This is a genomic window from Nonomuraea aridisoli (assembly GCF_003236395.1).
GTDB classification, from domain to species: domain Bacteria; phylum Actinomycetota; class Actinomycetes; order Streptosporangiales; family Streptosporangiaceae; genus Nonomuraea; species Nonomuraea aridisoli.
In genome coordinates this window covers 1-21,943 of sequence record NZ_POUD01000066.1, presented here as the reverse complement: position 1 = coordinate 21,943, position 21,943 = coordinate 1, and the positions used below count along the sequence as shown (strand labels likewise).

Sequence of the window (21,943 nt, the reverse complement as noted above, 5' to 3'; positions counted from 1 at the left end):
AACCGTCTCCCCGTACGAGCGTCCCGGATCGCCACGACCGGATCGGAGTCTTCCTTGACCAGTGCCGAGACCACCGCGCCGGCGCTCGACGCGCTGGCCCGCCCGTCCGGCGGGTTCGCCATGGTCGCGATGGACCAGCGCGAGAGCCTGCGCCAGATGTTCACCGCGGCCACGGGGACGCGCGCCGGCGACGAGACGCTGACGTCGTTCAAGCTGGCGGTGGCCAGGGAGGTCGGGCCGCACGCCTCCGGCTTCCTGGTCGACCAGGACTACGGCTTCGACCGGATCGCCGCCGGACGCATGGTGCGCGGCGGGCTCATCATCGCGGTGGACAGCCTGCGGCAGGAGCCCGACGGACCCGTGGAGGACACGGCGATCGACGAGCGCGTCGACCTCGCCGCCGCCCGTCAGGCCGGGGCGGTCGCGGCCAAGCTGCTGCTCGTCTGGCGCGACGACGAGCATCGGGGGCGCCGCCTGGAGACCGCCGCCACGTTCGTCCGGCGCTGCGCCGACGCCGGGCTGCTGTCGGTCCTGGAGGGCGTGGCCAAGCCCGCCGCCGGGCGGGAGGCGGGCTTCGACGGCCGCGCCGCGATCCGGGAGGCCGCGCGTGAGCTGGCCGCGCTGCGCCCCAGCCTCTACAAGGCGCAGGTGCCGCTCGGCGGGGCCGCGCCCGAGGACCGCCTGCTCGAGGAGTGCGAGCGCCTCGACGAGGTCATCCCGGTCCCGTGGGTCGTGCTCTCACAGGGCGTGGAACGCGACGACTTCCCGGCCGCCGTGCGCGCCGCCTGCCGGGCCGGCGCGTCGGGGATGCTCGCCGGCCGCGCCATCTGGAGCGACGTCGTCGGCTCCGCAGACGTGCCCGCCGGGCTGCGGACCCTCTCGGTCCCGCGTCTGAAACACCTGGCCGCCATCGTCGACCGGCACGCCCGCCCCTGGCATGCCCACTGACGGCGTCCTCTACGGGGCGCGCCGTGACGGTGGCCTCAGGTCAGCACGCCGTGGTGCGCGGGGCGACCCGGTCGGCGGTGCGCTGGAGGTGGGCGCGCATGATCGCCGTGGCCTGGCCGGCGTCACGGCGCTCGATGGCGTCGACGAACTCACGATGTTCGGTGCTGCCGCGCTGCCCCATCAGGGGAGCGGCGTCCTTCGCTTCCTCGAGTGACATGAGCAGCGGCCCGTGGAAGCTCTGGACCAGCATCTCGATCGCCGCGTTGTGGGTGCAGGTCGCGACCCGCACATGGAACTCGGCGGACAACGCCATCGCGTAGGACCCGTCCTTCAGGGCGGCCTGCTGCCTGTCGCAGATCTCCCTGAGCGCGGCGATGTCCTCGGCGGTCGCGCGTTCGACCACGATGGGGGCGATCCCGAGCTCGAAGACCATGCGGGCCTCCGTCACCTCCGCCGCCGTCAGCGGGCTGAGCTTGAGCAGGTCGGCGAGTCCGGCGCCGACCCGCGCGCTCGACGGCGTGCACACGAACGCTCCGCCGCGCGCCCCGACCCGGATCTCGACCAGCCCGCCGGCCTCCAGGACGCGCAGCGCCTCGCGCACCGTGACCCGGCTCACGCCGAACTGCTCGCACAGATCGCGTTCGCTCGGAAGCTTGTCGCCCGGTTTGAGGCGGCCCTGCTGGATGAGCAGGCGGATCTGATCGACGATGACCTGGGAGACCCGCACCGCACTGACCGGGTTGAACAGATCAGTCCCCGTGTCCGAGCCCGTTCTGGCCGCCCCGGTCTTGCGCTCTTCGACGGTCATGCGTCCATCCTCCAGCATCGGGCGGCCTGATACGCCCTTGTTGACACCCTAGAGCCTAACCGGCAGCATGGTCATACCAATAGCCAGTTCTGCGAGGGATGGCCCTTGCCCCACGGAGAAGCACGGTGACGCTCCCTGACGACCTCGCCCCGCTGCGCCGTAAGATCGCGCTTGCCTGCCGCATCCTGGCGAACGCCGGGCTCGCGGAGGACGTCCTGGGTCATGTGAGCGTCCGTGCCGGACCCGGCACGATGCTCGTACGCTGCCGTGGCCCGCGGGAAGAGGGGCTGCTCTTCACCGTCGACGAGGACGTGCGGCTGGTCGACTTCGAGGGCAAGGGCGACGATCTCGATCCCTGGGCGGTGCCGAACGAGTTGCCCATCCACGCGGAGCTGTTGCGCGCCCGTCCCGACGCCGATGTCGTGCTCCACTGCCACCCTCCGTCGGTCCTGCTGGCGGGGGTGGAGGACATCCCGTTGCGGCCGGTCTTCGGCGCCTACCACATCCCCGCGGCGCGGATGGCCGTGGACGGCGTGCCCGTCTATCCCAGGGCCGTTCTCATCCGGCGCCCGGAGCTCGGGCGGGAGCTGGCCGAGGCCATGGGAGGGTCGGCCGTGTGCGTCATGCGCGGGCACGGGATCACCACGCTCGGCTCGGGCGAGCACGCGGTGGAGCAGGCCGTCTCGCGGGCGTTGAGCCTGGACACGCTGGCCCGCGTCAGCGTCGAGCGGGCCCGGCTCGGTGACCGGGCCGCGGTCCTCCCGGCAGCGGACATCGCCGAGCTGCCCGACCTCGGCTCGTCGTTCAACGACCTGAACGTCTGGCGTCATCATGTCGCCAGGCTGCGGCTGGCCGGTCTCACGCTCGACTGACCGCGGTCACTCCTCGCGCGGCGCGCGCGCCTTCCGCAACCACGGCAGCACCGCGAGAGCCGCGAGCCCCGCGGGGATCCCGGCCAGCAGGAGACCGGTGCGCGCTCCCCACTGCTCGCACACCCACCCCGTGATCGGGGCCCCCAGGGGAGTGCTGCCGAGAAAGACCAGGCTGTGCAGTGCGATCACCCGCCCCTGCATCGTGGGATCCGCCCTGATCTGCAACAGCGTGCGGGCGAGCGTGTTGAAGCAGATGTTCGCGACGCCGAGGGCGACGATCGCCGCCATCGCCAGGCCGAGCGCGGGAGCGGCCGCGACGACGACGTTCACCCCGGCGAAGGCGAACGTCCACCACAGCAGGGACCACGCGGTGGCGTCCACGCGCGCGGCGCTCGCGAGGGCGCCGAGCACCGCGCCCACGCCGAGGGCGGAGGTGAACCACCCGTAGATCTCGGCGCCTCCGCCGAAGGTCTCGCGGGCGAGCAGCGGGAACACGACGCGGAAGTTCTGGCCGAGCAGCGCGACCACGGCCACGAGGAACAGGCACGCGCGCAGCTCCGGGTGCTGCCATACATGGCGCAGGCCCTCCCGGGCCTGGCCCTTGGCTCGGGGAAGGGCCGGAACCCGGTGCAGCTCCCGGGGATTCATGCGCACGAGCCCGAGCAGGACCGCCACGAACGACAGCGCGTTGACCGCGAACGCCGCCCCGACGTCGACGGTCGCGATCAGCACGCCGGCGATCGCCGGGCCGATGAGACGGCCGGCATTGTGCACCGTCGAGTTCAGCGCCTGCGCGTTCACGTAGTTCTCCGGGCTGACCATCTCGGTGACGAACGCCTGCCGCGCGGGCACGTCGAGGACGGTGACGAGGCCGAGCCCGAGGGTGAGCGCGTAGACCATCCAGAGCTGCACCACGTCGCCCAGCACCAACGCCGCGAGGGCGGCCGCGAGGACGGCGCTGGCCGCCTGCGTCGCCATGATCGTGCGCCGCCGGTCGAGCCGGTCGACGAGGACGCCTCCCCACAGGCCGAACAGGAGCGTGGGCAGGAACTGCAGCGCGGTCGACACCCCGAGCGCGACGGGGGAGTCCGTCAGCTCGAGCACGAGCCAGTCCTGTGCCACCCGCTGCATCCACGTCCCGATCACGCTGACCGCGTGACCGGCGAAGAAGCGCCGGTAGTTGGGCACGGTGAGCGAGCGGAAGACACGGCGGTGCGCGGTACGGGTGCGGGCGAGGAACGTGTCACCTGCAGAGCCCATAAGAGCCCTCCCTCTTCCTAGATCAGGCTAATGGTATTACCTTTTTGTGCTTAAGGAAGAGGCTCTGAACGGTCCGCGTGATCTCGTCATGGGCGGCGGCCGGGGGCCCTACCAGAGAGACCGTTTCGGCGCTTATCCGCTATGTAACGGTCCGGTAAAAGTATGGCCCAAGGGTTAGACCTTTAGTCCGCTGAGGTGTGTACTCGGGGTCATTCGCCCAAAGGAGGCAAAAATGCGCGATGACCATCTGCCCGCAGCCGTCGCCGGCGAGACCGGGAAGCGGGACGGGCCGGAGATCGCCGCACGTGATCCGTGGCGCCGGCGCCTCGACCTGGGCCAGATCGAGACAGGCGTGATCTGAGCACTATTTCTCGCGGGGGAAAACAAAGTGCACCATCGCCGGGCCGGTGCTCGCACCGCCCCGCCGAGCTCGCGGGAGAGCATCAATGCAACACCAGAAATTCCTCGGATCGGTGGCGGTGGCCGCCGCCGTCCTCCTCCTGGGCGCCTGTGGCGCCTCGCCCACGGCCGCAGGGCCCATGCCGGCCGACGGGGCCGGCCGGTCCAGCGTGAAGGCTCGGGAGGTCTACGACCGCATCAACGGGCTCACCGGTGACGAGCGGACCAGAACCCTCCTTGACCTCGCGAGACAAGAGGGCACGCTTTCGATTTACACCTCGAACACCGACCTGGACAAGGTCATCGAGAAATTCGAGCAGACCTATCCGATCGAGGTGAAGGTCTACCGCGGGAACTCCGAGTCGGTGCTCCAGCGCGTGCTGCAGGAGCAGCAGGCGAACTACGACGGCAACGATCTCGTCGAGACGAACGCCGGCGAGCTCAACGTCATGGCCGACCAGAAGATGCTCTACCCGTACAAGAGCGCGCTGCGCGACGCCGTACGGAAGGAAGGCCGGGCGGACGGCTGGACCGCCACCCGGTTCAACGTGTTCGTGGTCGGCTGGAACACCACCAAGGTGAAGCCGGGCGAGGAGCCGAAGTCGTTCGAGGAGCTCGCCGACCCGAAATGGAAGGGACGGATCTCCCTGGAGGTCGGCGACGTCGACTGGTTCGCCGCCATGTACACGTACTACCTCAGCCAGGGCAAGACCGACGCCGAGGTCCGCGACCTGTTCAGCCGGGTCGTCGCCAACGCGAAGATCGCCAAGGGCCACACGGCTCAGGGCGAGTTGCTCTCGGCCGGGCAGTTCGCGGTGACCGCCTCCTCCTACAGCCACACGATCGACAAGGCCGCCGCCCAGGGCGCCCCGGTGAGCTGGCATCCGGCCTCGGGGACCCCGGTGCAGCCCATCGTGATACGGCCCAACGGCGTGGCACTGATGAAGACGGCGCCGCACCCGGCGGCGGCGATGTTGTTCGTCGACTACGAGCTCAGCGAGGGACAGAAGATCCTGCACGAGTCCTCCCGGGTCGGCTCGATTCCCACGGCGAACGATCCTCTGGCCGGACTCACCACGATCTCCGTGCCCGAGAAGGAAATGCTCGACAACCCCAAGAAGTGGGACGCGCTCTACGAGGAGTTCGTCCAGTCAGGCCGGGAGGTCACGTGAACACCGCCCCCCTGTCGGGCCACCGTTGCGGCAGGCCCGCACGGCGCGCGCTGGCGTCATGGTCCGCACTCATGCTCCTGCTCGCAGGCTGCGGAGGCCTGCCCACGGCCACCGCGCCGCAGGCCGCGGCCGGCGGCGGACCCACCGCGGCGGAGAAACTGTACGCCGAGGTCAACGGGATGACCGGTCAGCAGCGGCGCGACAAGCTCGTCCCGCTCGCGGAGAAGGAAGGCACGCTCGACCTCTACACGTCCATGACGAGCGATGTGGCCGACGCGGTCCTGAAGGCGTTCGAGGGCCAGTTCGACGTCAAGGTGAACCTGTACCGCGCCGGGTCGGAGACGGTGCTCCAGCGGATCGTCCAGGAGCAGAAGGCCGGCTACCAGGGCAACGACGTCGTTGAGACCAACGCGACCGAGCTGTTCGACCTGAACACCGAGGGCGTTCTCGCCGACTACGACAGTGAACGGCGCCGCATGGTCTCGGAGGCGGGCCGGCAGCAGGGATGGACGGCGACGCGGATGAACCTGTTCGCGCCGAGCTGGAACACCGGGCTGGTCACCCCGGATCAGGCGCCGAAGACCTGGGAGGATCTCGCCGACCCCAAGTGGGACGGCAAGCTCGCCATGGAGATCAGCGACTCCGACTGGTACCTGACCCTCTTCAAGTACTGGGAGAAGCAGGGCAAGACCGACGAGGAGATCAACAAGATCTTCGAGGGCATGGCCAGCGGCGCGAAGATCGTCAAGGGTCACACCGTGCAGGGTCAGCTGCTGTCCGCCGGTCAGTTCTCGCTCGCCGCCTCCAACTACTCCTACATCGTCGAGCAGGCCAAGGCCAAGGGCGCGCCCGTCGACTACCTGCCCTACGTCCAGCCGGTCATCGCCCGGCCCAACGGCGTCGGCCTGATGAAGACCGCCAAGCATCCCGCCGCGGCGATGTTGTTCACCGACTGGCTGCTCCAGGAGGGCCAGGCGCTGCTGGTGAAGCAGGGGCTCACCCCGTCCATCGTCGAGGGAGACGACCCGCTCAAGGATGTGGAGATCATCCCGATCGACGTGGAGGAGCTGACGAAGAACGGCGACGAGTGGAACAAGCGATATGACCAGGTCATCTCCAACGGTGAGCAGGTCGACGGAAATTGAGTCACCGATCGCGCGGCGGCACCGGCACCACCGGTGGTGCCGCCGCGCCCGTGATCATCGCAGACTGGTTCAGAAAGAGGTGAGGGCATGACCACGGCATCTCCCGCCGTCTCTGCCCGCAGGGGAGCCACGCTCGGATGGCTGCGCCGGTTGTTGACCCCGAAAATAGCGATCATCGTCGTGGTCGCCGGCTTGATCGGCTATCTCGCGCTCGTGCCCCTTTATTACTTGATCTGGGGCACGTTCTTCGACGCCAACGGCTTCACCCTCGGCGGCTTCGCCCGTGCCTACGGTGACCCGCGCGTCGGCGACATGATCGGGAACTCACTGTGGTTCGCGGTGGGAGCGGCCGTGCTGTCGCTGTGCGTCGGCACCGCGCTCGCGTACCTCAACGTGCGGACGGATGTGCCGTTCAAGGGGCTCTTCTTCGCGGCGTCGATCATTCCCTTGATCATTCCGGGAATTCTGTACACGATCGCGTGGATCTTCCTGGCGAGCCCGGACATCGGCCTGCTCAACAAGCTGATCGAACCGATCTTCGGCCCGGCGTTCTTCGACATCTTCACCGTGTGGGGGATGGTCTGGGTCGAGGGCCTGCACCTTTCTCCCATCGTGTTCCTCCTCATGGTCGCCGCCTTCCGGTCGATGGACCCCTCGCTGGAGGAGTCGGCCCTGATGTCCGGGGCCAGCAGGTGGCAGGTCTTCCGCAGGGTCACCGTGCCGCTGACGCGCCCGGCGATCGTCGCCGCCGTGCTCGTCATGGTCGTGCGCAGCCTGGAGAGCTTCGAGGTCCCCGCCCTGCTCGGCCTGCAGAACGGCATCTACGTCTTCACCAGCCGCATCTACTTCGTGCTGCGCTCCTACCCGCCGGACCTCGCCGCGGCCGGCGCGCTGGCGGTGGGCCTGCTGGTGTTCGCGTTGATCGGCGTGGCGATCTCCAACCTCGTCGGCAGATCGGGCAAGACCTACCAGACCGTGACCGGCAAGGGGTTCCGTCCTCGCCCGATGGAGCTCGGCAAGTGGCGGCCGGTCATGGGGGCCGTCATCGTGCTGTACTTCTTCTTCACCGTCGTAGGGCCGCTGCTCGTGCTGCTCTACACGTCGCTGCTGAAGTTCTACCAGGCGCCGTCGGGCGAGGCCTTCGCGTCGATGACCTTCGACAACTACCGCCAGCTCTTCGACATGTCCGACGCGATGACGGCGCTGAAGAACTCCCTCGTGCTCGGCCTCGGGTCGGCGACGCTCGTCATGATCCTGATGGCCGTCGGCGCCTGGATCGTCGTGCGCTCGCGCATCCCCGGCCGGCAGCTCGTGGACCATCTCTCGTTCGTCCCGCTCGTCATCCCCGGCCTGGTGCTCGGTCTCGCGCTCTCCTTCGTGTACCTGCGCAGCCCCATCCCGATCTACGGCACGATCTTCATCCTGCTGATCGCCTACTGCACCCGCTACATGCCGTACGGCATGCGCTACGCGGTCACGTCGATGCACCAGATCTCGGCCGAGCTGGAGGAGTCGGCCCAGGTCAGCGGCGCGAGCTGGTGGCAGACGTTCCGCAGGGTGCTCCTGCCGCTCCTCTCGCCCGGCCTCCTGGCCGGGTGGATCTACATCCTCGTCGTCTCGTTCCGCGAACTGTCCAGCTCGATCCTGCTCTACAGCCCCGGCAACGAGGTCCTCTCCATCCTCATCTTCGAGCAATACGAGAACGGCCAGTTCACCGTCCTGGCGGCACTCGGTGTCGTCATGGTGCTCACCCTCGCCGTGCTCGTCGTCATCGCCTACAAGCTCGGCGCCAAAGTCGGGCTCCGGCAGGACTGAACAACGGGCTTTCATCAGGAGGACAGATGCTTCGCATCAACAACCTCGTCAAGACCTTCGACGGAGAGCGCCGCCGCCGGCGCGACTCGAAAACGCCCTCGGCACAGGAGGCCCGGGTATTCGCGGTCAACGACGTCAGTTTCACCGTCGAGAACGGACAGCTGTTCACCTTGCTGGGGCCCTCGGGGTGCGGCAAGACGACCACGCTGCGCTCTATCGCCGGGCTGGAGCGCCCCGACTCCGGGAGCATCGAAGTCGCCGACCGCGTGCTCTTCTCCGCCGATGAAGGGCAGAAGCAGGTGAACGTCCCCGCGAACGAGCGGGGGCTCGGCATGGTCTTCCAGTCCTATGCCATTTGGCCGCACATGTCGGTCTTCGACAACGTCGCCTTCCCCTTGCAGGTGAGGAAGCGCGGTGAACGGCTGGGCCGCAAGGAGATCTCCGAGCGGGTGATGCGCGTGCTGGAGACGATGGAGCTCGGCCACCTGGCCGAGCGCCAGGCCACCAAGCTGTCCGGAGGCCAGCAGCAGCGGCTCGCCCTCGCCCGGGCGCTCGTCATCGAGCCCCCGCTCCTGCTGCTCGACGAACCGCTGTCCAACCTCGACGCCAAGCTGCGGGAATCGCTGCGGTACGAGTTGAAGAGGGTGCAGCGCGAGCTCGGGATCACCTCGGTGTACGTGACGCACGACCAGGTCGAGGCCCTGGCCCTCAGCAACGCGATCGCGGTGATGCGCAACGGCAGCGTCGTGCAGCTCGGCCGTCCCCGCGACATCTACGAGAACCCCAACTGCAGGTTCGTCGCCGAGTTCATCGGTACGTCGAACTTCCTGACCGGCAACGTGGTGGCGAAGGACGGGGATCGATACACCGTCAACACCATCGACGGGCGGCTCGCGCTCGACTCCGCCATGACCCTTCCCCTGGGCACCGACGTGATCGTGTCCGTGCGGCCGGAGGCGGTGGAGGTCAGCACCACCTCCCGGGCGGGCGAGGTGCCCAACGAGTGGAAGGGCACGGTCCTGACCCGCGCCTACCTCGGAGACAGCCTCGACCACGTGGTGGGCGTCGGCAAGCACGAGCTGCGCACCCGCGGGAACCCCTCGACCTCGATAGAGCCCGGGACCGAGGTCTACCTGCGGATGGATCCCGCCAAGCTGGTGCTCGTGCCCGTCGACTGACCGCACCTCCGACGGGTGAATCGCCTGGCGTTCGGCGTGGACAGGAGTGCGTGATCAGAGAAGTGGGAGACACCGCGTGACACCCGCGATCCTGCGGAACCGCGACTTCGCGCTGTACTGGGCAGGGGTCGTGCTGTCCCAGATCGGCACCCGCGGCACCGTCGCGGCGAATTTCTACCAGGTCTACCAGCTCACCGGCTCGGTCGCCTACACCGGGCTGGTCGGCGCCGCGCAGGCGGTCGCGCTGCTCGTCCTCAGCCCGCTGGGCGGGGCGCTCGCCGACCGCCTCGACCGGCGCCGGCTGCTCCAGGCCGCGCAGGCCGTCGCGCTGCTCGTCGCCGTCGCGCTGTCCTGGCTGACGCTGATCGGCCGGGCCGAGGCATGGCACGTCGTGCTCTCCGTGGTGCTCACCACGGCCGCGGCGACCTTCGACCAGCCGGCCAGGCAGGCGCTGATCCCCGCTCTGGTGCCGAAGAACCAGATCGGGCAGGCGGTCGCGCTGCTCAACCCGTCGCGGGAGCTGGCCGTGCTGGTGGGCCCGCTGCTGTCCGGCGTGCTCATCAGCGTGGCCGGGCCCGGACTGATGTACCTCGTCGACGCGGTGACCTACGCGGTGCTGGTCGGGGTGCTCGCCACGCTCCGGATCTCCAGGCTGGAGCCGGCCGCGGAGCGCCGCTCGATCCTGGGATCGATCGCCGAGGGGGCCAGGTACATCGCCCATCGGCCGCTCATCTACAACCTCATGCTGCTCGACCTGTCGGCGACCGTGTTCAGCGCCTACCGGGTGCTGTTGCCGGCGCTCGCGCTGGACGTGCTCCACGTCGGCGCGACCGGATACGGAGTGCTGTCTGGCGCCCCGTCCGCCGGTGCGCTGATCGCGACCTACGCGGTCTTCCGTACGGTGCAGCGAAGTCAGCGGCAGGGCCGGGTCCTGCTGGTCTCCACGGTCCTCTACGGCATCTCCGCCGTCGTCCTGGCGCACTCGCCGGTCTTCCTCCTGGCCGTGCTCGCCGCCCTGCTCCTCGGCGCCTTCGACGCCATGGCGACCACGATCCGGCACGCCGCGGTCCAGATCGACACCCCGGACGAGATCCGGGGCCGGGTCACCGCCTTCTACCAGATGTCCTCGCGGGGCGGCCCGGCGATCGGGGACGTCGTCGTCGGGGCGGTCGCCGGTGTGATCGGGCCCGTGGCGGCGCTCACCATCGGTGGGCTCGGCCCGATGGTCGTCGCCGGGTGGTCATGGCTGCGGGGCGGCGTGGTGCGGTCCTACACCGGGATCGTGGCGGCCGACGAGGAGGAGGCGGCGGAGCCCGGCGACGATCCCGGAGACAGGCGGCGTTCCACCACGGGAACCTGAGAGCGGACCCGCCGTCAGGCCGGCGGGTCCCCGCGCTCGAGCATGGCGATCTGGTCCAGCCGCTCCTGGTGGCGGCCGCCCTTGAACGGGGTGCTGAGCCACAGGTCCACGAGCTCCTCGGCCGTCTCCGGGCCGATGACCTTGGCGCCGATGACGATCACGTTGGCGTCGTTGTGGGCGCGGGAGATCTCCGTGGTGAACACGTCATGACACAGCCCGGCACGGATGCCGCGGATCTTGTTGCAGGCGATCAGCTCGCCCATCCCGCTGCCGCCCACCACGATCGCGCGGTCGGCACGACCGTCGGCGACCCGGCCGCAGACGTCCGCGCAGAGCGGCGGGTAGTCCACCGTCACCCCGCCGGCGTGCGCGCCGCGGTCGTCGAGCTCGTGACCCTGCGCGGTGAGCCGGGCGATCAGTCGCGCCTTCAGCGCGAGACCGTGGTGATCCGCCGCGATGGCGATGCGCATGCTCCTGCCCTCACTGCTCGGTTGTGCGTTCATGGGGGTCGCTCCTGCCGGCCTGCTCAGGCCGACAGGTCCACCGTGCTCTCCGCGAACAGCGACTCCACCTCGGGCCGCGTGTCGAGGATGCCCTGGCGTGTCGCGTGCCCGATGAGTTCGTCGATGACAACGCGGTTCGGTGCTATGCCGTACGGCAGCGGGTCCGCGCCGGTGATCTCCATGACGCGCCGGTACATACGATCGGCCGGGGTCGGCGCCTCGATCGCGTCGCGGCGCAGCTCGTCGACGTACAGGTTCTTGGCCTCGGCGAAGGCGTCGAACACGTCGGTGGCCAGGCCGGGGTGCGCCGCGAGCAGGTCGTCCCGCACGACCACCAGATGGTTGACGGGGTAGTGACCGCGGTCGCGGAGCGAGGCGAAGCCGGCCTCCGTCGCGTCGGGGATCAGCGGCAGAAGATCAGGGGGGCCGGCGTTGACGCCGACCGCGGCCGCGAGTTCGCCCGTGGCCAGCAGGCCGGCGAGGTCGCTTCCCGGCGGCAGGGGCTCGACGTTGGCCGGGGGGCGGTACTCGGCGACGTGTTCGTCTCCCGAGGGCGCCCAGATCACCGCGCTGAGGTCGACGCCGTACTCGTCCTGAAGGACGCCGCGCGCCCACACGCCGGTCGTCACGGTGTAGCCGCGGTTGACGCCGACCTTCCGGCCCTCGAGATCCTTCGGCTCGCGGACGCCGGCCTCCGGTGCGCACACGATGGCGCCGTGGTGGAACCCGCGCACCAGGAAGATCGGCAGCGCGGTGAACGGGACGCCATGCGCCTTGGCGCACAGGTACGTCGTCATCGCCATCTCGCAGACGTCGAATTCGAGCCCCCGGACCATCCGGCGGAAGCCGTCGACGAGCACGGGGACCTCCTCGAAGACGAGGTCGAACCCCTTGGGGGTGACCCTGCCCTCCTTGAGGGCGCGGTTGTTGCCCTGGGTCCGGGTCACCGTGCGTAGCCGCATGCTGGGCATGTTCTCTCCCGTTCGCCTACTTCTGCCGCCCTGATAATAGCAAATTATCATACCATTATCCCAATAGAATGCGGCATATCGCATCAAGGTGACCAGGAAAGACGTAGACAGGACGTTGCCGCCAGCAATGCGACGTTCCCTGCGCCGAACATATGGTAAGACCATTGTTGGTAGCATGGGGGTCCGTAAGCAAGGTCGTGGAGGGATGTCGGTATGTCAGTGGCCCCATCGGATGGGACTCCGGGCGGTAAGGGGACGGGGGATCTGTTCAGCCCGGTGAGCGTCGACCGCATCTCCGAGGTCATCGTGGAGCAGGTGCGGCTCCTGATCAGAGAGGGCAAGCTCGTCCCCGGTGACCGGCTGCCCAGCGAGCGCAGCCTGTGCGAGCGGTTCGGGGTCAGCAGGGTGACGGTCCGTGAGGCTCTGCGGGTGCTCGAGGCCAGCGGCCTGGTGGAGATCCGCGTCGGCGCCCGGGGCGGCGCCTTCGTCACCCAGCCGTCCAGCGAACGCCTCGGGAAGGGACTGGCCGAGCTCCTCACCCTGGCCCCGATGACCGCCGGCGACGTCACCGAGGCCCGCATGGTCTTCGAGCTCGGCATCCTGCCGCTGGTGGTGGAGCGCGCCACCGAAAAGGACATCGCGGACCTGCGGGCCCTCGTCGAGCAGAGCCTGACCGAGCTGGAGAACGGCTCCTACACCATGGCGATGTCGGCGGCGTTCCACGTGCGGGTCGCCTCCTGCGCGCACAACCCGGCGATCGAGATGCTGGTGCAGACCTTCCACGGCCCCCTGCTCATGTCGCTCCAGCAGGCACGTGTCGCCGCGCCGTTGATGGGTCCCCGGGGAGCGCACGAACACTTCGAGCTGGTCGAGGCGATCGAGCAGCGGGACATCGAGCGCGCCCAGACGATCATGCGGCGCCACCTGCAGCGCACCGCCGATCGCCTGGCGGACCCGAGCTCGGCGGACCCGGACGACGGCGAGGAGTAGCGAGCCCGTCAGTCGTGCCGGGGGTCCTGGTGGAAGAGGAGCGACTTGATGGTGACCGGCACGGTGTTCGACGGGAAACGAATCCGGCCGATGTCGATGTAGTCGAAGTCGCGCAGGTTGAGACCGTCGATGACCAGGAGGTCGCCCGTGACCCCGAGCTCCTGTCTCAGCAGTCTGCCGAGTGTCATGGCCACGTCGCCGTCGAGCATGACGTACACCGGCAGGCCCTGCGCGATCCGGTCCGCGAGGCCGTCGCGCAGGCCGCGCGCGAAGGAGATGAGCCGGTCGTAGCTCGGCAGGCCGTTCCAGGACAGGGCGAGGGCGACGTCGGCGCCGGTCTGCCCGGCGTCCAGGGCGATGAGGTGACGCCGGATCGCCGTCGCGATCGCCGCCGCGTCGATCGTCTCCCCGAGCTCGTAGTGCGGCCGTATCACCTGCAGGTTGCGGCGGGGGAGCAGCGCGTCGGGGTCGGTGATGTGGCCGGTGTTCCCGCTGAGCTGGACGCTGTACTCCGACGCGCCCAGCGCGGTGGCGCGAATGCACTCGCCAGGGGGCAGGAGCCGGAACGGCAGGGCCCCGGAGTCGATCCGGCGGCGCAACGCCCGGCCGAGCGGCCGCCCGAGGTCGCCGAAGGTGCTGCTCTCCCGGTCGTAGACGTACTCCGCGACACCGCCCGAGAACATCACCCCGTCGATCGGCCCCGTCTCCGCCAGCCGCTCGGTGAGGTACAGCCCAGCGACGTCCTCGGGGAGCGGATCGGCGACGATCGCCGCGACGACCGCCTCCGCCATCGTCTCCGCCACCTTCTCCAGCTCCTCCGGGCGGGCGACGTCGCCGGGCTCCCAGGCGTGGCCGGCCCGGGCTGCGTGACGACGCCCGGCCGGATCCAGGCGGACGATGCGGTCATGGTCGTCGACGACCAGGAGCCGGCCGCCGACGTGGATCGCGGCCGTCGTCACGACCCGCCCGCGGTCCAGCACCGCGAGCTTCGTCGTCCCGCCGCCGATGTCGATGTTCAGGATGCGCAGCCCGGTGTCGTGCGACGCCTTCGCCGCGCCTGAGCCGTAGGCGGCGAGCATCGCCTCCATGTTGTGGCCCGCCGTCGCGTTGACCAGCTCGCCCCCGCGCTCGGCCAGGACGTTCGCGATGGCCTCGGCGTTGCGACGGCGCAGCGCCTCGCCGGTCAGGATCACGACCCCGGTGTCGACGTCGGACGGGCGGACGTCCGCCGCGTCGTAGGCCTCGTCGATGATCGACCCCAGAGCCGCCGCGTCAATGTGCTCGGCGCTCGCGTAGGGGGTGAGCGAGACGGGGGAACGGTAGAGCGTCTGCCGGCGGACCACGATGTAACGGGTCGTCAGGTCCTCGCCGATTCGCCGCAGGTGCAGGCGGGAGAAGAGGACCTGCGTGCCGGACGATCCGATGTCGATGCCCACGCTGCGCAGCGTGACGTTGTCCTGCTGCCAGATCGGGTTGTCCTCGATCGGGCTCAGCGCCTCGTCGTCGTGCGCGTGGTCGTGGTCCGGAACGTAGGCGGAGTAGACCGTGGGCGCGTCGCCGTGATGATGGTGGCCGTTGCCGCCGTCACCATGGATGTGGTCGTGCGCACCGGTGTGCCTCACGGTCGTGCTCCTCTCGTGCGTCGGGACCGGGCCGTGCCACGCGGGCTACGGCTTCGGCGGCAGCGTCTCGAGCTCGGCCGCGTACGCCGCGTCCATCCTCGGCTCGATGCCGTACTTGGCCAGGGCCTCCCGGAAGGTCTCGCGCACGTACGGCGACTCGTCGGCGTAGTCGATCTGGTCGCCGCCGACGCGCTGGCTGATCCACGCCTTCGGCACGCCCTGCGCGTTGCGCACCGACACCACCTCGTGCTTGAAGGCGAGATAGCGGGCGGGCTCCAGGCCGACGTTGAAGTGCTGGTGGAACCACATGTTCGGCGGGACGATCAGTGAGCCCGGGCCCCACTCGTAGCGCCGCGGCTCCTCTCCTTCCGGCCACATCAGGCTGTATCCCGTGCCCGTCAGGATGATGACGTGAGCGCCGGGGCCGTGACGGTGCCCCTTCTTGTACGTCCCGACGGGGAACTGCGAGATGTGGCTGTTCATCGAGCCCTTGGCCATCGCGAAGCGGATGTGCCCGCCGCCCGCGCCGCGTTCCTTCGCCTCGATCAGCGGCAGGTTGGCCGCGTCGGCGACGAAGTTCGTGTCGAGGAGCAGGCCCTTCTGCTCGCCCTTGGGGGAGAAGTAGTCGGGCTCGCCGTCGAAGCGGTTCGGGAAGTCCTTGGGGGTGTTGAAGACGAAGTCGGCGTCGTCGTAGAGGTTGAGGATCGGCGGCAGGTTGGTCGAGGAGACGAAGCGCGCGCTCTTCAGCCCCGACCCGTTGAAGTGCTGGTGGTGGGCGTTGAGCGGGATGGCGAACAACGAGCCGGCCTGCCACTCGAACGTGACCTCGGCGCCGGCGTCGTTCCAGACCTTCGTGGAGCCCTGCCCGTCGAGGACGAGGATCATCTCCTCGAACAGCTGACGCTGCGGCGCCAGCTTGCCGCCCGCCGGGATCTCGCAGACGTAGCAGTCGTTCGACGTGCGGGTGGCCTCGTGGTTGATGAACACGCCGCGCCCGCCCCGCCGTGCCCAGGGCTTGAGCTCCACCGTACGCAGATCCGGGACATAGTGGGCGGCGATGATGTCCAGCCCCTCCGCGGCGACCCACCGGGTGTAGGGGGAGTCCTTCTCGGTGGCGAACTTCGCCGCCAATTCGTCTTGGACGAGCGCATCCTTGGCCATTCAGCAGCCTTTCCTCATGGGCCCGACGGGGTCACCCGTGCCGGAGTCGCAAATCTGATTAGGGTAATTGGTATGACCATAATTCCAAAAGGCGAGCGGTGTCAACGAGGCCGCCGGCCGCGCTCAACGCCCTTGGTCGGCCACCGCCCGGGCGCCCGCGGCGGCCGCCTCCGGGTCGAGGTAGCGGCCGCCGCGCAGGACCGGCCGCAGATCGTCGCCGAGGTCGTAGCGCAGCGGCATGCCGGTCGGGATGTTCAGCGCCATGACCTCCTCGCGGTCGAGGCGGTCGAGGTGCGCGACGAGCGCACGCAGCGAGTTGCTGTGCGCCACGACGAGCACCGTGTGCCCCGCGCGCAGATCAGGGGCGATGACGTCGTACCAGTAGGGCAGCAGGCGGGCGATGACGTCGGCGAGTGACTCGGCCCGCGGCACGAGGTCGCCGGGCAGCCCGGCGTAGCGCGGGTCGCCGCCCCCGTGCCACTCGTCGCCCGGGTCCATCGGCGGCGGCGGCACGTCGTACGACCGGCGCCACAGCCGGAAGCGCTCCTCACCGTACTCCCGCCGGACGGCCTTCTTCTCCTTGCCCTGCAGCGCGCCGTAGTGCCGCTCGTTGAGCCGCCAGTGCCTGCGGGCCGGGATCCAGACCCGGCCGGCCGTCTCCAGCGCGAGATTCGCGGTGCGCACGGCCCGGGTGAGCAGGGAGGTGTGCACCACGGTCGGCGGCGGCGCGGCCCGGCGCAGGAGCCGCCCGGCCTGCCGTGCCTGCTCCTCACCGAACGGGGTGAGGTCGACGTCGACCCACCCCGTGAACAGGTTCTTGGAGTTCCACTCGCTCTCGCCGTGCCGAAGGAGGATCAGTCTCATCGATCAGATGACCGCCGACTCCAGCGACTCGGGGGCGAACAGCTCCTCGGGTCTCCACGACCGCTTCGACAGCCCCTGCTCGTGGTGGTAGCGCAGGAAGGTGGCCAGCGTCTCGCGGTTGCCGTCGAGCCCGTACGACCAGTAGTCCCTGCCCAGGAGGGCGCGCGCCTCCTCCAGCTGCGGGGTCAGCCAGGGGAGCATGAACCGCAGCGCCGAGGTGTCGTACAGGCTCGCGTACGCCTCCTCCTTGGCCGCCAGCAGCGCCTTGTGGAGCGACTGGGCGACCCAGGGATGGCGGTCGTACACGTCACGCCGGATCACGACCACGTGCATGATCGGGAAGATGCCCGTCGCCGCGTAGTACTCCTTCTCGCTGGCGACGACGTCGGTGAACACCCGCCGCACCCGAGGGTCGCCGGCGGCGAACGGGCTCGGCACGCGCGGCGTGCACAGGGCGTCGATCTCGCCCTCGGCCAGCATCGCCGACAGCGTCCTGTCGTCGGGGATGCGGCTGATCCGCACCGACTGCGGCAGGTCGAGGCCCGCCTTCTCGACGCGGCCGGCCGTCTCCTGGCCGCCCGTGACGTAGGTGACCGAGTCGAAGGGGACGCCGTGCCGGTCGCCGAGGATGCCGCGCATCCACACGCAGGCGGTGAGCTGGTACTCCGGCGTGCCGACCACCTTGCCGCGCAGGTCCTCCGGGGAGGAGATGCCGGCGTCGGCGTGGCAGTACAACGACCCGTGCCGGAACATCCGGGAGGTGAAGACCGGCAGGGCCACGAACGGCGGGTCGTCGGCGCCCAGGGAGACGACGTAGGAGGACAACGACATCTCCGCCACCTCGAACTCCTGATGCCGCATCATGCGGAAGAACGTCTCCTCGACGGGCAGCCGCAGATAGGTCAGGTCGATCCCGTCGGGGCGGATCGTCTCCTCGGCGAGGGCACGCGTGCGGTCGTAGTCGCCGCAGGCGAAGGTGAGATGCAGCCGGGACATGGGTCTACCTGCCTTCCGCGGTCAGTCGCGCGTGCAGACGGGGGTAGACGCGCCGGGTGTTCGCCTCGAAGACCTTGTGCCGCTGCTCATCGGTGAGATCGGCCTGGTCGACGTAGCGCTTGGTGTCGTCCCAGGCGATCCCGGTCTCGGGGTCGGCGCCGCGCACGGCGCCCAGCATCTCCGACGCGAACAGGATGTTGTCCGCGGGGACGACCCGGTGCAGCAGGTCGATGCCGGCCTGGTGGTACACGCACGTGTCGAAGAAGACGTTGTTCATGACGTGCTCCGACGGGTCGGGACGGCCCATCCGTACGGCCAGGCCCCGGTAGCGGCCCCAGTGGTAGGGCACCGCTCCGCCGCCGTGCGGGATGACGAACCGCAGGGTGGGGAAGCGGTCGAACAGGTCCGCCTGGAGGAGTTGCATGAACACCGAGGTGTCCGCGTTGAGGTAGTGCGCCCCGAGCGTGTGGAAGCTCGGGTTGCAGGACGTCGAGACGTGGATCATCGCCGGGACGTCCAGTTCCACCATCGCCTCGTAGAGGGGAAACCAGTATTCATCCGTCAGCGGCGGCGAGGTCCAGTACCCGCCGGACGGGTCCGGGTTGAGGTTGCACCCCACGAAGCCGAGGCTCTCCACGCACCTGCGGAGCTCGGCCGTCGCGTCGTCCAGGGTGCCGCCGGGCGTCTGGGGCAGCTGGCACACCCCGGCGAAGTGCCGCGGGAACAGGCCGACCACCCGGTGGACGAGGTCGTTGCTCACCCGCGCCCACGCGCGTGCGGTCTCCGCGTCGGGTACGTGGTGCTCCATCCCCGAGGCCTTCGGGGAGAAGAGCATCAGGTCGGCGCCGCGCCGGCGCAACAGCTTCAGCTGGTTGTCCTCGACGCTCTCGCGGATCTCGTCGTCGCTGATCGCCGCCGGCGCGGGCGCGGGCAGGGAGGCGTCGGCCAGCCGGGCGAGCTGCGCGTCGCGGAACGCCTGATGTTGCCGCGGCGCCGTGGTGTAGTGCCCGTGGCAGTCGATGATCATCGTGTCTGCTTTCTGTAGGAGCGCGACGGCGGGTTCACTCGTCCGGCCCCTGATCGACGTAGGTCAGCCCCTTGCGCGCGAGCGGTTCCCGCATGGAGTTGACGTCGAGGCCGAGCTCGCCGCGGGCGTAGCGTTCGCGGAGCCCCGCCTCCCGCTCCTCCCGCGCCCGTGACGCCTCCAGCACCTGCGCCGCCCGGCGGCGCGGGACGACCACGACCCCGTCGTCGTCCGCGACGATCACGTCTCCCGGCTCGATCCACTGGCCGGCGCAGACGAGGCCGACGTTGACGTCGCCCAGGGTCTCCTTCACCGTGCCGAACGCGCAGATGTGCCGCGCCCACACGGGGAAGCCCATCCGCTGCAGTTCGGCGACGTCGCGGCAGCCCGCGTCGATGACCAGCCCCCGCACACCGCGTGCGGCGAGCGACGTGGCGAGCAACTCGCCGAAGTAGCCGGCCTCCGAGGGAGAGGTGGGCGCGACGACGAGGACGTCGCCCTCCTGGCACTGCTCCACCGCCACGTGGATCATCCAGTTGTCCCCCGGCGGCACGCTCACCGTCACGGCGGTGCCCGCGATGTGCGCGCCGGAGTAAACGGGGCGCAGGGCGGGCGCGAGCAGCCCGGTGCGTCCCTGCGCCTCGTGGACGGTCGACACGCCGAACGTCGCGAGCGCCTCGACCGTCGGCTTGTCCGTACGGCGCGGGTTGCGGACGACGACGCTCACGCTTCCTCCGCCCAGGGCAGCAGGGAGACATGGATGACGTCGGAGGCGCCTTCGCCGCCGACGGTCCGGATCGCGCGGTCGACGTCCTCGAGGCCGAAGCTGTGGGTGCTCAGCTTCTCCAGCGGGAAACGTCCGGAGGCGAGCTGTTCGAGGGCGAGCTCACAGGAACGGTAACTGTGGCCGCGCGCGCTCCTGATGCTGATGGACTTCTCGGTGACCTTCTTGAGCGGGAAGTCGGGGAAGGCGGCGAGCTCGCCCTGGACCACCATCGTGCCCTCACGGCGTTTGAGCGCGTCGATCCCGAGCAGGACGGGCGCGGTGCCGGCGCCGGCCGTGCAGTCGAGGACGACGTCCACCCCCCTGCCGCCGGTGATCTCCAGCACGCGCTGGAGGGCGTCCTCCCGGGTGACGTCGATGACGTCGTCGGCTCCGAGCTCCTTCGCCAGAGCGAGCCGCGCGGTGTCCCGCGTCGTTCCGGTGACGATGATGCGGGAGGCCCCGGCCTGCTTGCACGCGACGACCTGAGACAGTCCCTGCTGCCCGGGGCCCTGGATGAGGACCGTCGAGGCGTAGCCGACGCCCGCCGTGACCAGCGCCCACTCGATGCCGTTCGACAGCGGCGTCACCAGGCCCGCGAGTTCGGCGGAGACACCGTCGGGGACGCGGTGCGTCACCGCGTTCCAGGGCAGGTAGAGGTACTGCGAGAAGCCGCCCCACAGGTGGTAGGGGTTGTTCGCGGAGGTGTAGCCGTAACGACGGGCGTCCGGGTTGGTACGCCAGTCGGTCGCCTCGCAGTGACGGTACTCGCCCTGGTGGCACCACTCGCAGCGAAAGCAGCCGACGTAGTGCTCGGCGAAGACCCGGTCGCCTTCCACCAGCCCCTTGCGCTCGGAGAACGTACGCCCCGCCCGCACGATGACGCCGACGTTCTCGTGCCCCATGATCACCGGATCGGCGAACGGCGGCTTGGCGTACATCTTCACGTCGGTGCCGCAGATCCCGGCGACCTCGACCTTGAGCAGGGCGCCGTCATCGGGGATGTCCGGCATCGGGAACTCGCGTAGTTCGGTCGTGCCGGGCCCGGTCCTGACCGCAGCCAGTACCTGCTCTGCCATGCCATCTCCTCATCCTCGGGCCTGTCCGACGCTGATCTGAAGGACCGGCCGGCTGTGCTTGTTCTTCGCCCGGCCGTCCGGCGCCCTACGCTCCGTCCAGGAAGCGCAGGATCCGGGCGGGAGCCGTTTCCTCCGTCTGCTCGGCGACCGGGACGTCCCAGTACTCCGCGCGGGGGAGGCACTCCTGGAGGTAACGGGCGGCCGACGGCGCGTGCGAGTCGTCCTGGCCCGGGACCACGAGCGCGGGAACGTCGAGCCGCAGCAGGTCCTCCGCCTCCGGTCCGGGAACCGTGTCGCGGTCGAAGAGCAGCCGGGCCATGCCGCTGACCAGCACCTGGTAGCGGTCCGGGTCGGTACGCGCGTACCGGGCGGCGAACTCCGGGTCGCCGCGGAGCACGTGCGCCCATGGGCCCAGCCGAGGGTCGGCGGAGAAGCCCTGGTCCGTGCTCCTCGCGAGCGCCGCCACCTGTTCCAGGCCGTGCGCGCCGGCATAGGCGAGGTGCTGGACGAACCGCGCGTGCTGCTTCATGCGGTATTTCGCCCCGCCCGCCGGCGAGTACAGCACCATGCTCAGGACGCGCTCGGGATGGGCCACCCCGACGGCCGCGACGGTGGAGCAGCCGACGCAGCCGCCGATCAGATGCGCCTGCGCGATGCCCAGATGGTCGAGCAGCCCCACCCCCTGCGCCACGTAGTCGGCCCACGAGACCCGCTCCAGCCGTCCGCCGGACCGGCCCGACTCCCGCCGGTCGAAGGAGATGCAGGTGTACTTCTCGCCGAGGTGGTCGAGCAGCCGCAGGCGCCGGTAGATCCCCACCGTCCGCCAGCTCTCCAGGCTGGAGTCGAAACCGCCGGGAGAGAACATCAGCAGCGGTGGGCCTGAGCCGGTCACCTCGTAGTGGGTGGGGATCCCGTCGACGACGGCGGTGGGCATGAACGGTGCTCCTCGTGCGGGGCGCCTCGGTCAGCGGCGCGGGGCGGTGCTGGATCGGGAAAGGGTGGGACGGTCAGGG

Annotated in this window: 21 protein-coding genes; 9 read left to right on the top strand and 12 right to left on the bottom strand. The window is 69.8% G+C overall.

Features of this window, described 5'->3' with window-relative positions; all coding sequences use genetic code 11:
- The first annotated feature begins 54 nt into the window (after positions 1 to 54).
- Positions 55 to 948, top strand: a complete 894-nt coding sequence (locus C1J01_RS17880; protein ID WP_220039970.1) for a hypothetical protein — start codon at positions 55 to 57, stop codon at positions 946 to 948.
- A gap of 40 nt (positions 949 to 988) precedes the next feature.
- On the opposite strand, the gene C1J01_RS17875 is transcribed toward C1J01_RS17880, so the two are convergent.
- Positions 989 to 1,756, bottom strand: a complete 768-nt coding sequence (locus tag C1J01_RS17875) for a FadR/GntR family transcriptional regulator (RefSeq protein ID WP_111180105.1) — start codon at positions 1,754 to 1,756, stop codon at positions 989 to 991.
- Positions 1,757 to 1,881: 125 nt separating this feature from the next.
- Between C1J01_RS17875 and phtC the strand changes: the two genes are divergently transcribed.
- Positions 1,882 to 2,628: a 3,4-dihydroxyphthalate decarboxylase gene (gene phtC, locus C1J01_RS17870; RefSeq protein ID WP_111180104.1), complete on the top strand. Its 747-nt coding sequence runs from the start codon at positions 1,882 to 1,884 to the stop codon at positions 2,626 to 2,628.
- Positions 2,629 to 2,634: 6 nt separating this feature from the next.
- Here phtC and C1J01_RS17865 read toward each other — a convergent pair whose 3' ends face one another.
- Complete coding sequence (locus tag C1J01_RS17865) at positions 2,635 to 3,888, bottom strand: MFS transporter (protein ID WP_111180103.1); 1,254 nt, start codon at positions 3,886 to 3,888, stop codon at positions 2,635 to 2,637.
- Positions 3,889 to 4,120: 232 nt separating this feature from the next.
- Between C1J01_RS17865 and C1J01_RS53100 the strand changes: the two genes are divergently transcribed.
- The 6 genes from C1J01_RS53100 to C1J01_RS17840 all read left to right on the top strand — a co-directional run bounded on the left by C1J01_RS53100 (position 4,121) and on the right by C1J01_RS17840 (position 10,957).
- The gene (locus C1J01_RS53100) at positions 4,121 to 4,249 is read left to right on the top strand and encodes a hypothetical protein (protein ID WP_268958708.1); all 129 of its coding nucleotides are present in this window, start codon (positions 4,121 to 4,123) and stop codon (positions 4,247 to 4,249) included.
- An 85-nt stretch (positions 4,250 to 4,334) separates the two neighbouring features.
- Entirely contained in the window at positions 4,335 to 5,459 is a 1,125-nt protein-coding gene (locus tag C1J01_RS17860) for an ABC transporter substrate-binding protein (RefSeq protein ID WP_111180102.1), read from the top strand.
- Between the two features lie 71 nt (positions 5,460 to 5,530).
- Positions 5,531 to 6,604 carry an ABC transporter substrate-binding protein gene (locus C1J01_RS17855; protein ID WP_146615639.1) on the top strand — a complete coding sequence of 358 codons (1,074 nt, stop codon included), beginning with the start codon at positions 5,531 to 5,533 and terminating at the stop codon, positions 6,602 to 6,604.
- Positions 6,605 to 6,691: 87 nt separating this feature from the next.
- Positions 6,692 to 8,419, top strand: a complete 1,728-nt coding sequence (locus tag C1J01_RS17850; RefSeq protein WP_111180100.1) for an ABC transporter permease — start codon at positions 6,692 to 6,694, stop codon at positions 8,417 to 8,419.
- 26 nt (positions 8,420 to 8,445) lie between these two features.
- Positions 8,446 to 9,597: an ABC transporter ATP-binding protein gene (locus C1J01_RS17845; RefSeq protein ID WP_111180099.1), complete on the top strand. Its 1,152-nt coding sequence runs from the start codon at positions 8,446 to 8,448 to the stop codon at positions 9,595 to 9,597.
- A gap of 76 nt (positions 9,598 to 9,673) precedes the next feature.
- On the top strand, positions 9,674 to 10,957 hold the full coding sequence (locus tag C1J01_RS17840) for an MFS transporter (RefSeq protein ID WP_111180098.1): 1,284 nt from the start codon (positions 9,674 to 9,676) through the stop codon (positions 10,955 to 10,957).
- A 14-nt stretch (positions 10,958 to 10,971) separates the two neighbouring features.
- Here C1J01_RS17840 and C1J01_RS17835 read toward each other — a convergent pair whose 3' ends face one another.
- A complete protein-coding gene (locus C1J01_RS17835) occupies positions 10,972 to 11,460 on the bottom strand; it encodes an RpiB/LacA/LacB family sugar-phosphate isomerase (protein ID WP_220039969.1) in 489 nt (162 codons plus the stop codon).
- Between the two features lie 23 nt (positions 11,461 to 11,483).
- Complete coding sequence (locus C1J01_RS17830; protein ID WP_220039968.1) at positions 11,484 to 12,422, bottom strand: substrate-binding domain-containing protein; 939 nt, start codon at positions 12,420 to 12,422, stop codon at positions 11,484 to 11,486.
- Positions 12,423 to 12,707: 285 nt separating this feature from the next.
- On the opposite strand from C1J01_RS17830, the gene C1J01_RS17825 reads away from it, so the two are divergent.
- On the top strand, positions 12,708 to 13,421 hold the full coding sequence (locus tag C1J01_RS17825) for a FadR/GntR family transcriptional regulator (protein WP_220039967.1): 714 nt from the start codon (positions 12,708 to 12,710) through the stop codon (positions 13,419 to 13,421).
- Positions 13,422 to 13,429: 8 nt separating this feature from the next.
- On the opposite strand, the gene C1J01_RS17820 is transcribed toward C1J01_RS17825, so the two are convergent.
- The 8 genes from C1J01_RS17820 to C1J01_RS17785 form a co-directional block, all read right to left on the bottom strand.
- A complete protein-coding gene (locus C1J01_RS17820; protein ID WP_111180094.1) occupies positions 13,430 to 15,043 on the bottom strand; it encodes an ethanolamine ammonia-lyase reactivating factor EutA in 1,614 nt (537 codons plus the stop codon).
- Between the two features lie 45 nt (positions 15,044 to 15,088).
- The gene (locus C1J01_RS17815) at positions 15,089 to 16,204 is read right to left on the bottom strand and encodes a cupin domain-containing protein (RefSeq protein WP_111180093.1); all 1,116 of its coding nucleotides are present in this window, start codon (positions 16,202 to 16,204) and stop codon (positions 15,089 to 15,091) included.
- Positions 16,205 to 16,327: 123 nt separating this feature from the next.
- Complete coding sequence (locus C1J01_RS17810; RefSeq protein WP_111180092.1) at positions 16,328 to 17,068, bottom strand: phosphoglyceromutase; 741 nt, start codon at positions 17,066 to 17,068, stop codon at positions 16,328 to 16,330.
- A gap of 3 nt (positions 17,069 to 17,071) precedes the next feature.
- Positions 17,072 to 18,064, bottom strand: coding sequence for a substrate-binding domain-containing protein (locus tag C1J01_RS17805; protein ID WP_111180091.1), 993 nt, complete (start codon positions 18,062 to 18,064; stop codon positions 17,072 to 17,074).
- Positions 18,065 to 18,068: 4 nt separating this feature from the next.
- The gene (locus tag C1J01_RS17800) at positions 18,069 to 19,091 is read right to left on the bottom strand and encodes an amidohydrolase family protein (RefSeq protein WP_111180090.1); all 1,023 of its coding nucleotides are present in this window, start codon (positions 19,089 to 19,091) and stop codon (positions 18,069 to 18,071) included.
- Positions 19,092 to 19,125: 34 nt separating this feature from the next.
- On the bottom strand, positions 19,126 to 19,815 hold the full coding sequence (locus C1J01_RS17795) for a 4-carboxy-4-hydroxy-2-oxoadipate aldolase/oxaloacetate decarboxylase (protein ID WP_111180089.1): 690 nt from the start codon (positions 19,813 to 19,815) through the stop codon (positions 19,126 to 19,128).
- The gene (locus tag C1J01_RS17790) at positions 19,812 to 20,930 is read right to left on the bottom strand and encodes a zinc-dependent alcohol dehydrogenase (RefSeq protein ID WP_111180088.1); all 1,119 of its coding nucleotides are present in this window, start codon (positions 20,928 to 20,930) and stop codon (positions 19,812 to 19,814) included. The genes C1J01_RS17795 and C1J01_RS17790 overlap by 4 nt, the downstream gene beginning before the upstream one ends.
- Positions 20,931 to 21,015: 85 nt before the next feature.
- On the bottom strand, positions 21,016 to 21,864 hold the full coding sequence (locus tag C1J01_RS17785; RefSeq protein ID WP_111180087.1) for an alpha/beta fold hydrolase: 849 nt from the start codon (positions 21,862 to 21,864) through the stop codon (positions 21,016 to 21,018).
- Positions 21,865 to 21,943 lie beyond the last annotated feature (79 nt).